Origin of the sequence: Pantoea wallisii, from assembly GCF_002095485.1 — a bacterium.
In the GTDB taxonomy this organism is placed as follows: domain Bacteria; phylum Pseudomonadota; class Gammaproteobacteria; order Enterobacterales; family Enterobacteriaceae; genus Pantoea; species Pantoea wallisii.
The window spans coordinates 1-14,966 of the sequence record NZ_MLFS01000084.1; the positions used below are offsets into that span (position 1 = coordinate 1).

Here is a 14,966-nt window from a genome sequence, read left to right on the forward strand (position 1 = left end):
TAACGCTCCAGAATACGCCCGATGCCAAGCGCCTTTTTCAGTAACCCGGTATAGCTGTCGGGCTTAAAGTTAACGTCTTCAATGCAGGGTTTAGTCAATCCGTAGCGCTGGCGTGCATGGAGAAATGCCTCAAACAATGTTTCACGCGGCCGTACCGCCATGCGCGCTTCCATCATGATGTGGTGTAAGTGTTCACCCGCCAGCACGCGCCGGTCACGCGCCCGTTTGGCATCGGGCATCGGGATCGTCGTCGCCGGTAATACGCTGAGCGTGATGCGCGGGAACAGGCGACGCCTGAACACGCCCGCCAGGCGACCAAACGGCGTATATTCCGCGCCCTCAATACGCATTGGCACCACGGTTGCCCCTGATTTCGCCGCGACGAAGCCGGCGCCGCTGTAGATTTTCATCAGCGAGCCGGTCACGGTAATGCGCCCTTCCGGGAAGATTACCACCGGGCGTCCCTGATTGATCATGCGGACCAGATGTTTGATCGAGAGCGGTTTAGTGGGATCGAGCGGGACAAAATCGATGACCGGTTTAAGCAGGCGCATAAACCACTGTTCGCTGATTGAGGAGTAGACAGCGAACACCGGCTTGATCGGCAGAAACAGGGCCAGCAGGGCACCATCCAGAAAAGACATATGGTTAGGGGTGATCAGCACCTTCTCTTTATGCAGTGCCGTGAGATCGCCGCGCAGCTCCACGCGCCACAACAGGCGACAGAGGAAGCGGAGGAGAGTGAATAACATGCCAGCTCCTTAGCAGTATCGAAAAATGGCTCTTACCATGCAGGATCTGCTGAAGTTCGACAAGAGGATATTGGCCGAGGGCATCTGGCGTTTAGGCGGTGTGCATCCCTTTGACCGGCTGCGCATGGGTGCGCATCCCACGGATAAGGATGAAGTGAGCTGGCGGGCGTGTAAAACGGGTAAAAAAAACCCACGCATCCGCGTGGGTCGGTGCAACCGAACAGGGTGAATACCTGGGGACAGGTATCGCTGCCGCAGCAGCCGATCTTCACACCAATCAATACCTCTGGGAGACTCATCGTCGCGCAAAGGTGCCATGAATAACAGCCACAAAACGCAACCTTATTCGGCGAAATGCAACGAGGTGTGAACAGCACGACCGTCTGGTTACATCCTGATTTTATTAAGATTTACCCGAAGCCGGTTTGCTGTAGATGGCGTCCGGTGCCACGTTCATGTGCTTCAGCACCGGCCCCATGATATTGCCAAACACCGGTGCGGCGACTGAACCTCCGAAGTGATCGCCGGCTGTCGGATGGTTGATCATCACCACCAGCGCCACTTCCGGATGGCTGGCCGGCGCAATACCTGCCGTGTAGTTAACGTAGCCGCCATCATACTTGCCGCTGGTGCCCATCTTCTCGGCGGTACCGGTTTTCGTCGCCAGCCGATAGCCCGGTACGGCCGCCTTTACCCCGGTGCCGCCCGGCAGTACATCGCTCTCCAGCATGTGCACCACGGTTTGTACAATCTGTGGATCGGCCACCTGTTTACCCAATACCGGCGGCGTGACTTTGGTGATCGACAGCGGACGGTAAACGCCCCAGGAGCCCAGCGTGGCGTACTCCCGCGCAATCTGCAGCGGCGTGACGCGTAGCCCGTAGCCAAATGAGAAGGTGGCGCGCTCAATATCCGCCCAGCGCTCGCGGTGCAGCGGGAAATAGCCCACGCTTTCGCCGGTCAGTCCCAGGCCGGTCGGTTTACCCAGCCCGAAGGCGTGGTAAGTGTTCACCAGCGCTTCCGCTGGCATCGCCAGCGCAATGTGTGAAACGCCGATGTCGCTCGACTTCTGCAAAATACCGGTCATGGTGAGACGCGGCCAGTGGCCGACGTCACGAATCAGGTGGCCATTGACGCTGTACGGCGTGGTGTCGATCACGGAGTCAGCACGCACCAGATGGCGCTGCAACCCCTCCATAACCACCAGCGGCTTCACCGTTGAGCCCGGTTCATAGCTGTCGTTGATGGCGGTATTACGCATCTGTGCCGGTGTGGCGTTGTCGTAATTGTTCGGGTTAAACGACGGATAAGAGGCCATCGCCAGAATTTCACCGGTATCGATCTTCACCAGTACCGCAGCCCCGGAATCGGCTTTGTTCAGCAGCACCCCGTCACGCAGTTTGCTGTACAACGTGAACTGATCGAATTTATCGATGCTGAGCTGCACGGTCGGCGGCTGTTTGGGCGGCTCATAATCGATCATCGAGATGATGTTGCCCTCGCCATCCTGACGATAGACCTCCTTGCCCGGCTCGCCCTGCAGCACATGATCGAAGCCCTTTTCCAGTCCGTTGAGGCCGCTGTTATCCGCACCGACAATACCGATCAGCGGCGCAGCTGCTTCGCTCATCGGGTAGAAACGGCTGTCGTCATACACCGAGCTGATGCCTTTCAGATGCAGTTTGGCGATATCTTTGGCAATGCCCAGCTCAATTTTGCGCCCGAGATAGAGGAAGCGCCTGCGCGGATTGGCCGTGATCTGCGCCCGCAGATCTTCCGGACGCAGGCTGAGCGCCGCGGCAAGGTAAGCCCACTTTTCACTGCTGAAGTCCGGGTTGGCTTCCAGTACGCGCATCGGGTCGGCGATGATATCGCGCGACGGCACGCTGAGCGCCAGGGCTTCACCATCACGATCCAGTAAAGTGCCGCGATTGGTGGGCAAAGTTACGGTACGCAGCGAGCGCTGGTCCGCTTCATGCTCAAGCATCGGATGGTTAATGAGCTGCAAATCGCCAACGCGCGCCAGCAGCAATCCCATGCAGCCTAAAACGCCAAGGCAGATCAGACGAAAACGAAACGGGTTAAACGGGGCTTTGATCTGGTCTTTTCCCAGAAATTTTTTAATCGGGGGCATAGCAATCCGCTGCGATAAAAGGGGGGCCGGGCTGGTTATCCGCAGTTATAAAGAAAGGCGCGACGGTATAACAGGAAAACTATGTATCAGTTCGTTAGCAAAACGGCGGACAAAAAAAACCTGCGCATCTGCGCAGGTCGGTGTAATCAAGAAAACGTTTTGATGTTCACCCATCAATACCTCTGGGACCCTGACTGTAGCAAGATGCTACGCCGGGAAACTATCACTCAAACGCAACAGTTACCGGCAAAATGTAACCAGCGGTGAGATTGTTACCCGATTGTGCAACTGGCGTGTTTTTTAATTTCCACCAGGCAACTCATGGCGTTAGGGCCCTGCGTTAAGGATGACGTCCCGATATCGAGCGTCAGCACATTCGGGTTACCGGCGCGGTCCCACGGCTGCCATGCCTTGCCGAAGCCCGGATCGAACCAGGCGCCGGTGGCGATGATTACCACGCCCGGCGTCAGGCCGTCAGTCAGGCGTACGCCGGCCAGCATACGCCCGCGCGCATTGCTCACTTCAATCTCATCGCCATCGTTGATTGCGCGCGCCGCCGCATCCTGTGGATGCATATAGAGCGTTTCATGGCCGGCGGTTTTGTTCGCCTGCACCTGCGCTGTCGCATCAAGCTGGCTGTGCAGACGGTCGGACGGCTGCACCGAGATCATATGCAGTGGGAACTGCTCGCTGAGCGGCGCGCCCAGCCACTCCTGCGGTTCGCGCCACTCCGGATGGCCGGCAAAATCCGCCAGCTGATAATCCGCAATCGTCTGGCAAAACAGTTCGATTTTGCCGCTGGCGGTCTGGATCGGATGCGCAACGGGATCGGCGCGGAACGCATCCATAAACACATACGGCTTGCCCCCTTGCGGGATCTCGACATAGCCGCGCTGCCAGAACTCGCCAAACTCCGGGAAGTGGATATCGCGGCGCGCATGGGCCGTGGCGCACTGCTGATACAGGTGCTCAATCCACTGCATCTCGTTGCGCCCTTCGGTAAAGGTATCGCGATAGCCGAGGCGCTCCGCGATATCGGCAAAAATATCGAAGTCGTTACGCGCCTGATGCTGCGGTTTGATGGCCTGGTGCATCGCCAGCACAAAGCGATCGCGCGAGGAGCCGCCAATGTCGTTGCGCTCCAGCGTGGTGGTGACCGGCAGCACGATATCGGCCATCTGCGCCGCGGGCGTCCAGACGATATCCTGCACAATCACCGTATCCGGCCGCTGCCAGCCTTCAACCAGGCGATTGAGCTGCTGGTGATGATGAAACGGATTGCCGCCCGCCCAGTGCAGCAGATGGATATCGGGATAGTGCAGCGTTTCGCCCTGGAAGGGGTACGGCTGGCCGGGATTGAGCAGCATGTCACTGATGCGCGCCACCGGAATCGCCAGGTTTGCCGGATTCGGCCCGGTGCTCATCATTGGCGCCGGTCCATCCTGACGCGGATTACCCACGCTGTTCATTGAGCCGTGACCAAACGAGAAGCCACCGCCCGGCAGCCCCGGCTGGCCCAGCATGGCGGAGAGCGCAATCATCATCCAGTAGGGCTGTTCCCCGCGATGGGCGCGCTGCACGGCATAAGAGCAGGTGATAAAGCTGCGTTTGCCTGCCAGCTGCTGTGCCAGCTGCGCAATCCGTGCGGCCGGAATCCCGGTTATGGCGCTGGCCCACGCCGGCGTTTTAGCAATGCCGTCGCTTTCGCCCAGCAGATAAGCGCGCAGCTGCGGCCAGCCGGTGCAGTGGCTGGTGAGGAAGCGTTCATCTACGGCGTTTTGACGGGTAATTTCAAAGCCGAGCGCCAGCATCAATGCCACATCAGTATTCGGGCGGATGGGGATCCACTCGGCATTCACAAAGGCCGGGCAGTCGTCGCGCATCGGGCTGATGTTAATAACCCTGGTGCCTTTGGCCGCCAGCTGCTCCAGTGCCGGTTTCAGGCTATGCTGCCCTGCCCCGCCGGATGCCACCTGGGCATTTTTCAGCGCCAGCCCGCCGAAGGCGACGAAGATCTCCGCGTGCTCTATCACTTCCGGCCAGTCAGTGACGCGGCCGGTCAGCGGCATGTAGGTGCCAATCACATAGGGCAGGAAGAACTGCGCCGCACCCCAGCTGTAGTTGCCCTGCTGATCCACACCGCCACCGCCCTGAAAATAGAAGCGACGAATCAGGGTGCGCGCGTGGTTAACACGCCCGGCGGAGGACCAGCCATACGACCCGTTAAAGATACCGGCCGCGCCGTAGCGGTCGCGCACGCGGCGATTCTCTTCTGCAACCAGATCCAGTGCGGTATCCCAGTCCACCGCCACAAAATCTTCGCGTCCGCGCAGCGTGCGATCGCTGTTTTCACGCGCCTTCAGCCAGGAGCGGCGCACCATCGGCTGGCGGATACGTTTATCCGAGTAGACCAGTTGTGGAATGGTGTGAATCATCGGTGACGGATCGGCATCGGCGAAGAATGGCTCGCAGGCGATCAGGCGATCGTGCTCCGTAACGGCGGTAAAAGCGCCCCAGTGCGCCAGGTGCGGCACGCGTGTTTTCATGTTTTCAGGTCCGGCAGGCAGGTATCAATATGCGTGGCAGCATAGCATGGGCCGCGCATCGGGCTAAAGCGTGGGTGAATCCCCTTAATTTCCGCGCTTTTGCGACAGCGCTGGCATTATGCCGGGTTGCGGCCAGGGGGCTTTTCCGTAACACTGGGATATGTGTAAACGTTTTCCCGGATGTCGATAATTGCATGGCTACCATTAAGGATGTTGCCCGCATGGCGGGGGTTTCGGTCGCAACCGTCTCTCGCGTCATCAATAATTCGCCCAAAGCCAGCGAGAGCTCACGCCTCGCCGTGACCCAGGCAATGGAGCAGCTGCAGTATCACCCGAACGCCAACGCCCGCGCCCTGGCGCAGCAATCTACCGAGACGCTGGGTCTGGTGGTGGGCGATGTGTCTGACCCGTTTTTTGGCGCCATGGTTAAAGCGGTAGATGAGATTGCCGGACAGACCGGTAATTTTTTGCTGATTGGTAACGGTTACCATAATGAGCAAAAAGAGCGTCAGGCAATTGAGCAGCTGATGCGTCATCGCTGCGCGGCGCTGGTGGTACACGCGAAGAAGATCCCCGATGAGGATCTGGAAGTGCTGATGAAGCAGGTGTCGGGCATGGTGCTGCTGAACCGCCTGCTGAAAGGGTTTGAAACACGCTGTATTGCACTGGATGACCGCTACGGCGCCTGGCTGGCCACGCGCCATCTGATTCAGCAGGGTCACACGCAGATTGGCTTTATCTGCTCCACGCATACTATTTCCGATGCCGAGGATCGTCTGCAGGGCTATTACGATGCGCTGAAGGAGCATGGGTTGCCGTGCAACGATCGGCTGGTGGCCTGGGGCGAACCGGACGAAGTGGGCGGTGAGCAGGCGATGACCGAGCTGCTGGGTCGCGGCAAGCAGCTGAGCGCGGTGGCGTGCTACAACGACTCCATGGCCGCCGGTGCGCTGGCGGTGCTGAGCGATAACGGGATCCGTGTGCCGGAAGAGATGTCGCTGATTGGTTTTGATGATGTGCTGGTATCGCGCTACGTACGTCCGCGTTTAACCACGGTGCGTTATCCGATTGTCACCATGGCGCAGCAGGCAGCACAGCTGGCGCTGGCGTTAGCCAACGGCGGTGACAGGCCGGAGGTGACCAATATGTTTAGCCCGACGCTGGTGCGCCGTCATTCGGTAGGTGGACCGGGTTAAACGCAGAGTAGTTGTCAGGTGCGCGTGAATGCGCACCCTACAGGGTAACAACCGACCGGGGTCGTAGGGTCGGCATTCATGCCGACCGGGTTACAAATCCTGCGCATAAACCTTCACCGTCACATCCGGGAACTCCAGCGCATCAAACTGATACTGCCAGCCGAAGCGCTCGTAGTAGCCGCCAAAGGTCGACCACAACCACAGCTTTTCATACCCGCGATGCCGCGCATACGCCATCACGTGCTGCTGCAGCGCCGCGCTCAGCCCTTTACCGCGCGCGGACTCATCCACATACAGCGCCGCCACCCACGGATAGAGATCCTGGCGGCTGATCAAATCACAGCGCCAGAACCCCACCGTACCGAGCGGCATATCGTCATCATCCAGCGCGACAAAGGTCACCGGGAACGCCGCGCCATTCAGGCTACTGCGCACAATGCTGTCGTAAAAGGCCCGCGATGTGCCCGCGCCAAACGCCTGCCACAGCCAGTCAGTGATCTGGCTGGCGTGATGCGGCACGCTGCTGAGCGGCATAATGCGCATCAGTTCAGCTCCAGCGCCAGCAGCTCCTGAATGGTCTGCGCCCGACGAATCTCGCGTACGCTGCCGTTCTCAAACAGCACTTCGGGAATCAGCGGACGGCTATTGTAGTTAGACGACATCGATGCACCGTACGCGCCGGTATCGTGAAACACCAGATAGTCGCCAACCCGGGCCGCCGGCAGCGCGCGGGTCTCCACTTTACCGCCCTCCTGCTGGGTAAAGACATCTCCCGATTCACACAGCGGCCCCGCCACCACGCTCTCCACGGTGTCATCGCCCGGCGTACGCCCGTCAGCAGGCAGCAGGGAGATGTGGTGATAGCTGCCGTACATGGACGGACGCATCAAATCGCTAAAGCCGGCATCCACCAGCACAAAGTGACGGCTGCCCATCGCTTTAACCGCACGCACCTGTGAAACCAGCACGCCCGACTCCGCCACCAGAAAGCGGCCCGGCTCAATCTCCAGCTTCACCGAATGGCCGAGGTGCGCGGCAATACGCTCACGCGCCTTGTTCCACAGGCCAAAGTAGTGCTGCGTATCAATCGCTTCTTCGTCGAAACGGTAAGGAATCGATAACCCTCCGCCCGCGGAGATTGCCTGCAGATCCTGGCCAAACGCCACGACCTGATCGACCATCGCATCGCACACCTGCTGCAGGTGGCCGTAATCGACGCCGGAACCGATGTGCATATGCAGGCCGACCAGCTGCAGACCGTGCTGCTGAATCGCCGCCAGCGCCAGCGGCAGATCGCTGTGCCAGATACCGTGCTTGCTGTTTTCGCCGCCGGTATTGGTTTTCTGGCTGTGGCCGTGACCAAAGCCCGGGTTGATACGCAGCCACACTTTGTGGCCCGGTGACTGCGCGCCCAGCTGATGCAGCATATCCACCGAACCGGCGTTAACCGGCACGCGCAGCTCGGCGATGCGCGCCAGCGTAGGCTGATCCAGCACGTCGGCCGTGAACACAATATCTTCGCCGCCCGGCGCAAAACCGGCGGCCAGCGCACGCTCGATTTCACCCAACGACACAGAGTCGACCTTCACGCCAGCCGCACGCATCAGGCGCAGAATATGGATGTTTGAGCAGGCTTTCTGCGCAAAGCGCACCACGTCGAATTCACGCAGCTGAGCGATACGCTGCCGGATAATCGCGGCATCATAGGCCCAGAAAGGGCCGCTGTAGCGCTGCGCCAGCGGCAGCAGATTGGCGGCGGTCAGCGCCGTTTCGGTGTTGTTTAAGGGACGTGGCATGACAATTCTCCTGAGTCGATAAGGCCATTTAGCCACAGAACAGCGATGCAGAAAAATATCTGTTTTAGCGCCTGCTATGCAAATATGATATGGGTTCACAGGAGAGAAAATGGCAAAGATCAACTGGCGGCATATCGAAATTTTTCACGCGGTGATGACCAGCGGCAACCTGACGCAGGCGGCGACCCTGCTGCACACCTCGCAGCCCACCGTCAGCCGTGAGCTGGCGCGGCTGGAGCAGCAGCTCGGCTTACAGCTGTTTGAGCGCGTTCGCGGCCGCCTGCAGCCTACGGTGCAGGGGCTGCGGCTGTATGAAGAGGTGCAGCGTTCGTGGTACGGGCTGGATCGCATCATGGATGCCGCCGAAGGGCTGCGGCAGTTTCGTCAGGGTGAACTGTCGATCGCCTGCCTGCCGGTATTTTCGCAGTCGCTGCTGCCGCCGCTGCTGCAGCCGTTTCTGCAGCGCTATCCGCAGGTGAGCCTGAATATCATTCCGCAGGAGTCGCCACTGCTGGAGGAGTGGCTGTCGGCGCAGCGTTACGATCTCGGCCTGACCGAAACCCAGCATGCGCCAGCCGGGACGCAGCGCGTGCCGCTGCTAACCTGTGATGAGGTGTGCGTACTGCCACCGCACCATCCGCTGTGTCAGCGGGCGGTGCTGACGCCGCAGGATTTCCACGGCGAGAACTATGTCAGCCTGTCGCGCAGCGACAGCTACCGTCAGCTGCTGGACGCGCTGTTTCACGAGCAGAGTGTTGAAAGGCGATTAGTGCTGGAGACGCACAGTGCGGCGTCGGTGTGCGCGATGGTGCGCGCCGGGGTGGGCATTTCGATTGTCAATCCGCTGACGGCGCTGGATTACGCCGACAGCGGCGTGGTAATGCGTAAATTCAGTATTGCCGTGCCCTTTACCGTCAGCCTGGTGCGGCCACAGCATCGGCCGGCTTCCGCGCTGGTGGATCACTTCTGCGACCACCTGCAGCAGCAGGTGGCCACGTTCCCTCAGCGCATCGCCGGGCGGCTGGCTTAAGCGCGTACCGCCTCGCCCTGCCCGCCGGATTTACGGAAGGTGATCAGGCACACCACCAGGCCCACGGCAGCCAGTGCGGCAGCAGCCACCGGTACCGACGTCAGGCCGTAGCCTTTATCGATCACCGCGCCGCCAACCCATGCACCCAGCGCGTTGCCGACGTTAAACGCCGAGATATTGAGCGTGGAGACCAGATTTGGCGCATCCTTACCGTGGCGCACTACGTTGATCTGCAGGCCCGGCACGGTGGCAAAGGTCGCCATCGCCCACAGGAACAGCGTGATCTCCGCCAGCCACAGCGCATGGCTTGTCCAGCTGAACAGCAGCGAGAAGATGGCAATCAGTGAGAAGCTGAGAATCAGGCTGAAAGAGACTTTCCAGTCCGCCAGCTTACCGCCGAGAATATTCCCCACCGTCAGCCCTGCGCCAATCAGGAACAGCGTCCAGCTGACGCCGCGATCGCTAATGCCGGTAACCTGCAGCAGCAGCGGCGCGATATAGCTAAACAGCGCGAACATCGCGGCGGCAAAAAACACCGTCATCAGCAGAGACAGCCACAGCTTGCCGTTAGCCAGCGCGCTGACTTCACTCGCCAGATGGACCGGCTTCTCCTCTTTATTGGTTGGCAGGCTGACAATCAGGGCGATAAACGCAAAGATGCCGATGATCGCCACGCCCCAGAAGGTGGCGCGCCAGCCAAACAGCTGACCAAACCAGGTCCCCAGCGGCACGCCAAGCACGTTAGCCAGCGTCAGGCCGGTGAACATCAGCGCCACCGCGGAGGCCTGACGGCCCGGAGCCACCAGGCTCGCGGCGACCACCGCGCCGATACCGAAGAACGCGCCGTGACACAGCGCCGTCACCACGCGCGCCAGCATCAGCAGGTTGTAGGTGTAGGCCAGCGCGCACAGCACGTTACCGATAATGAAGATGATCATCAGCAAGATCAGGGTGCGCTTACGCGGCAGTTTTGCCGTCAGCAGCGCCATAATCGGCGCGCCAATGGCCACGCCCAGCGCGTAACCGCTGATCAGCCATCCCGCGGACGGGATCGTCACCTGGAGATCGCCCGCCACTTCTGGCAGTAACCCCATGATGACGAACTCCGTGGTGCCGATGGCGAACGCACTCAGCGCCAGCGCCAGTAATGCAACAGGCATAACACACTCTCCCAAATAATTTTTTTGCAGGCAGGCCGTTTTACGAACGCAAAACGGTAAAAGCGGACGCTTATAGATATTTGAACTGCGTCACAGACCTATTAAAGCATAGCCGTGATGCATCAACCACCCTGCGGGCGGCAAGGCTATGTTGCTGCGGTAGCAATAATCGCTTTGCGGGAAAGTGTCACTGGCTAAGCGTCAGGACAGCACGCGGATTGCGCACTACGCTTGAACAGACTGGAGAAGCATCATGCAGGTTAATTACCCGTCAGCGCGTAAAGGATGCGTACAGGTTGCCGATATCCCAATGGATTGCCCGGTCAAACGGCGCCAGAAAAACAGGGGAAACACGCGTATGCGATGGCTTATCGCGCTGGTGGCGGGCTGCCTGAGTGGCTGCTCTGTCGGACATTACGAATACAGTCAGGAAGCGGCTAAACGCGTCGATATGACCGTTACCGGCATTCCTACCGTGCTGGGTATTGGCGCGCTTGGCACCACCATTCCGCTGACGCCGGAGTACAGCCTGACGGCGGCGCACGTGGCAAAATATTCACTCTATCGGGTCAAAGCCTGGCATCCGGAGTGCGATATTGCCGTGGTGTATCACAAAAATAAGGAAGCCAACCTGCCGCCGCCCTTTCGCAACAGCCATATCGGCGACGCGGTAAATCTCTACGGCTACAGCTACATCTCGGCGCTGCCGGTAGCGTCGAGCGGTAAAAACCTCATTAATACCACCCTGGCGAACGACTGGAATAAGCCCGGTTGTGTCGTGGTAGCGGCCAATGCCGGCGTGGTGAAAGGGATGTCGGGCGGCGCGGTGTATAACGCCAGCGACGACACCCTGGCTGGCGTCATTGTCGGGTACAGCAGCCGCATTGATGATAATCAGAGCGGTAAGACGCTCTACAAGAACGTCGCGCTGTATGTGCCCTATGCCCGTTTTCAGACATGGCTGGACGGCGTCGTGAAGTCGTAAAGCGGATATAAAAAAAAGGTCGCCGTCGTGGCGACCTTCTCGATACGCATAGCGCCAGCTTATTTTGCTGTCGGACGCAGTGCCGGGAACAGAATCACGTCACGGATGGTGTGGCTGTTAGTGAACAGCATCACCATACGGTCAATGCCGATGCCCAGACCGGCCGTTGGCGGCAGGCCGTGCTCCAGCGCGGTCACGTAATCTTCGTCGTAGAACATCGCTTCGTCGTCGCCGGCATCTTTCGCATTAACCTGCTGCAGGAAACGCTCCGCCTGGTCTTCCGCATCGTTCAGCTCCGAGAAGCCGTTGCCGATTTCACGGCCGCCGATGAAGAACTCAAAGCGATCGGTGATCTCCGGGTTCTCATCATTACGGCGCGCCAGCGGTGACACTTCAGCCGGGTATTCGGTGATAAAGGTCGGCTGAATCAGATGCGCTTCGGCTGTCTCTTCGAAGATCTCTGTGACTACGCGGCCCAGGCCCCAGCTCTTCTCAACTTTAATGTGCAGCGACTGAGCGATAGCCACGGCTTTATCAAAGTCATCCAGATCGGCCAGATCGGTTTCCGGACGGTATTTCTTGATCGCTTCACGCATGGTGAGCTTCTCAAACGGCTTGCCGAAGTCAAAGGTGTGTTCACCGTAAGGCACTTCGGTGGTGCCGAGTACGTCCTGCGCCAGGGTACGGAACAGGCTCTCAGTCAGTTCGATCAGATCTTTGTAATCCGCATACGCCATATAGAGCTCCATCATGGTGAACTCTGGGTTATGACGCGGCGAAATACCTTCGTTACGGAAGTTACGGTTGATCTCGAACACGCGATCAAAGCCGCCCACCACCAGACGCTTCAGGTAGAGTTCCGGCGCGATACGCAGATACATGTCGATATCCAGCGCATTGTGATGCGTGATGAACGGACGCGCCGACGCGCCGCCCGGGATCACCTGCATCATCGGCGTTTCCACTTCCATAAAGTCGCGATTTACCATGAACTGGCGGATGCCGGCCATGATTTTTGAACGCACTTTAAAGGTATGGCGTGATTCGTCGTTGGAGATCAGATCGAGATAGCGCTGACGGTAGCGGGTCTCCTGATCGGCCAGGCCGTGGAACTTGTCCGGCAGCGGACGCAACGCTTTGGTCAGCAGGCGCAGCTCAGAGATGTGGATCGACAGCTCGCCGGTTTTGGTTTTGAACAGCTTACCGCGCGCGCCGAGGATATCGCCGAGATCCCACTTCTTGAACTGCTCGTTGTAGACGCCCTCTGGCAGATCGTCGCGTGAGACGTAGATCTGAATCTGGCCGCCAACATCCTGCAGGGTGGCAAAAGAGGCCTTACCCATGATGCGGCGGGTCATCATACGACCGGCAACGCTCACCTCAACGCCAAGCGCTTCCAGCTCTTCGTTGCTCTTCTCGTCGTAGCTGGCGTGCAGCTGGTCGGAGAGGGAATCACGGCGGAAATCGTTTGGAAACGCCACGCCCTTTTCACGCAGCGCGCTGAGTTTTTCGCGACGCGCTTTCAGTTCGTTATTTAACTCAAGGGCGGCATCAGCGCTCTGCGGTTGTTGTTCAGACATGTCGGTTCCTTATAGCCCTGCTTTTAAACTTGCTTCAATAAAACGATCGAGATCGCCATCCAGTACCGCCTGGGTGTTGCGCGTCTCTACGCTGGTGCGCAGATCTTTGATGCGCGAATCGTCCAGTACATAAGAACGGATCTGGCTGCCCCAGCCGATATCAGATTTGTTATCTTCCGCTGCCTGCTTGTCCGCGTTTTTCTTCTGCATCTCATATTCGTACAGCTTGGCGCGTAACTGCTTGAAGGCCTGATCTTTGTTCTTGTGCTGTGAACGGTCGTTCTGACACTGCACGACAATGTTGGTCGGCAGGTGGGTAATACGCACCGCAGACTCGGTTTTGTTAACGTGCTGGCCACCGGCACCGGATGCGCGGTAAACGTCAATGCGCAGGTCCGCCGGGTTGATGTCGATGTCGATGTTGTCATCCACTTCCGGGTAGATAAATACCGAGCTGAAAGAGGTGTGACGACGGCCGCCGGAGTCGAACGGGCTCTTACGCACCAGGCGATGCACGCCGGTTTCAGTGCGTAGCCAGCCGTAAGCGTAATCACCAATGATCTTAATGGTGGCCGATTTAGTACCGGCAACTTCGCCTTCCGACTCTTCAATGATCTCGGTTTTAAAGCCTTTGGCTTCAGCCCAGCGCAGATACATGCGCAGCAGCATGCTGGCCCAGTCCTGCGCTTCAGTGCCGCCGGAACCCGCCTGAATATCCATGTAGCAGTCGGCGCCGTCGTATTCGCCGGAGAACATGCGGCGGAACTCAAGCTCGCCCAGTTTCACGTCCAGCGCATCCAGCTCGACAACCGCTTCGTTGAAGGTCTCTTCGTCGTCCGCTTCAACAGCCAGCTCCAGCAGGCCCTGTACATCCTCCAGACCTTGCTGCATCTGGTCGAGGGTCTCTACCACCGCTTCCAGCGACGCACGCTCTTTACCCAGCGCCTGCGCGCGTTCAGGTTCGTTCCAGACGTCAGGCTGCTCCAGCTCTGCGTTTACTTCTTCGAGGCGTTCTTTCTTGGCATCGTAGTCAAAGATACCCCCTAAGAACGCCACTGCGCTCCCTGAGGTCCTGGATACGATTTTTGACCGGATTAATTTCAAACATGGCTTTTCAGTCTTTTTTGACGATTCGGTGAGAGGGGATAAAAGTAACGCGATAGTCTACCCGAAAGCGCGCGCACTTTGTAGCTTTGCACGTCCCGGACTAAACCGCCTGTTAACCGCTGAAAAAAAGTTCCGCGCTTTCTGGAAACACAACACCACTGCAGTTTCCAGAAAACCCCCTTTACCACCTGGTGCGCGCACCCCCACTTCAGAATTTTCCTGCAAATTCCGACCAGTAAATGCCAGCCGCCGTTAGTAAAGCCCATGATTTTTAAATTAAATTCGTGAAGAATCCGCCCTAAGAAATTTCCTGCGGATGCGCAAGAATGGCGCGGTGAACGTGTGCAACGCTTCGCTGTCCGGGCCATCAGTTCGCTGCGGCCTGCCGTATTCTCTCTGCCCGCAACCGGCCTCTTTCGCTTGCTGTACCCGTCTGTCACACACGCAAATCAGGGATCTGCTTTACCGACATGGAACGACACTGTCCCGGTCCTGAAACGTGCAGGACCCTTAACATGCCCTGAGAGGCATGAGGAGCTGTCATGCTTTGTTCTGAAATTACCCTGGCTACCCGACCGCGCCTGCTGGCGCTCCTGATGCCGCTGTTACTGACCGCCTGCGGCGGCGGAGGCGGAGGCGGCGGTGCGCCAGTGGCTCTGGATCCTCGCCCCGCCGCCGGA

Annotated in this window: 12 protein-coding genes; 4 read left to right on the forward strand and 8 right to left on the reverse strand. The window is 58.8% G+C overall.

The genetic code is table 11. The features are described 5' to 3' along the window. The coding region (locus HA48_RS20390) for a 1-acyl-sn-glycerol-3-phosphate acyltransferase (protein ID WP_208613161.1) at window positions 1–752 on the reverse strand (752 nt) is incomplete at its 3' end. 37 nt (window positions 753–789) lie between these two features. Between HA48_RS20390 and HA48_RS20395 the strand changes: the two genes are divergently transcribed. After that, window positions 790–981 carry a hypothetical protein gene (locus HA48_RS20395; protein ID WP_128602946.1) on the forward strand — a complete coding sequence of 64 codons (192 nt, stop codon included), beginning with the start codon at window positions 790–792 and terminating at the stop codon, window positions 979–981. A 174-nt stretch (window positions 982–1,155) separates the two neighbouring features. Here HA48_RS20395 and HA48_RS20400 read toward each other — a convergent pair whose 3' ends face one another. Further along, window positions 1,156–2,886 carry a penicillin-binding transpeptidase domain-containing protein gene (locus HA48_RS20400; RefSeq protein ID WP_128602947.1) on the reverse strand — a complete coding sequence of 577 codons (1,731 nt, stop codon included), beginning with the start codon at window positions 2,884–2,886 and terminating at the stop codon, window positions 1,156–1,158. Window positions 2,887–3,158: 272 nt separating this feature from the next. After that, window positions 3,159–5,432: a molybdopterin-dependent oxidoreductase gene (locus tag HA48_RS20405; RefSeq protein ID WP_128602948.1), complete on the reverse strand. Its 2,274-nt coding sequence runs from the start codon at window positions 5,430–5,432 to the stop codon at window positions 3,159–3,161. A 194-nt stretch (window positions 5,433–5,626) separates the two neighbouring features. Here HA48_RS20405 and galR point away from each other — a divergent pair, with 194 nt between their 5' ends. Further along, window positions 5,627–6,628, forward strand: a complete 1,002-nt coding sequence (galR, locus tag HA48_RS20410; RefSeq protein ID WP_128602949.1) for an HTH-type transcriptional regulator GalR — start codon at window positions 5,627–5,629, stop codon at window positions 6,626–6,628. Window positions 6,629–6,718: 90 nt separating this feature from the next. On the opposite strand, the gene HA48_RS20415 is transcribed toward galR, so the two are convergent. Together HA48_RS20415 and lysA are read right to left on the reverse strand one after the other, a co-directional pair. Next, entirely contained in the window at window positions 6,719–7,171 is a 453-nt protein-coding gene (locus tag HA48_RS20415; RefSeq protein WP_208613162.1) for a GNAT family N-acetyltransferase, read from the reverse strand. Then, window positions 7,171–8,424 (reverse strand): diaminopimelate decarboxylase, encoded by a 1,254-nt coding sequence (lysA, locus tag HA48_RS20420; RefSeq protein WP_128602951.1) that lies wholly within the window; start codon window positions 8,422–8,424, stop codon window positions 7,171–7,173. Before lysA ends, HA48_RS20415 begins: the two co-directional genes overlap by 1 nt. 109 nt (window positions 8,425–8,533) lie before the next feature. Here lysA and HA48_RS20425 point away from each other — a divergent pair, with 109 nt between their 5' ends. Continuing rightward, complete coding sequence (locus HA48_RS20425; protein WP_128602952.1) at window positions 8,534–9,454, forward strand: LysR family transcriptional regulator; 921 nt, start codon at window positions 8,534–8,536, stop codon at window positions 9,452–9,454. Here HA48_RS20425 and HA48_RS20430 read toward each other — a convergent pair. After that, entirely contained in the window at window positions 9,451–10,614 is a 1,164-nt protein-coding gene (locus HA48_RS20430; RefSeq protein WP_128602953.1) for an MFS transporter, read from the reverse strand. The two genes, HA48_RS20425 and HA48_RS20430, sit on opposite strands and share 4 nt — an antisense overlap. A gap of 358 nt (window positions 10,615–10,972) precedes the next feature. Between HA48_RS20430 and HA48_RS20435 the strand changes: the two genes are divergently transcribed. After that, the gene (locus HA48_RS20435; protein WP_128602954.1) at window positions 10,973–11,599 is read left to right on the forward strand and encodes a serine protease; all 627 of its coding nucleotides are present in this window, start codon (window positions 10,973–10,975) and stop codon (window positions 11,597–11,599) included. A gap of 59 nt (window positions 11,600–11,658) precedes the next feature. Here HA48_RS20435 and lysS read toward each other — a convergent pair whose 3' ends face one another. Then, window positions 11,659–13,179, reverse strand: coding sequence for a lysine--tRNA ligase (lysS, locus tag HA48_RS20440; protein WP_128602955.1), 1,521 nt, complete (start codon window positions 13,177–13,179; stop codon window positions 11,659–11,661). Between the two features lie 9 nt (window positions 13,180–13,188). Beyond that, window positions 13,189–14,287, reverse strand: a protein-coding gene (gene prfB / locus HA48_RS20445) for a peptide chain release factor 2 (RefSeq protein ID WP_128602956.1) whose coding sequence is annotated in 2 segments (ribosomal slippage) — window positions 13,189–14,211 and window positions 14,213–14,287 — 1,098 coding nt in all. Because the reading frame shifts where the segments join, the coding sequence is not laid out codon by codon here. Between the last annotated feature and the right edge of the window lie 679 nt (window positions 14,288–14,966).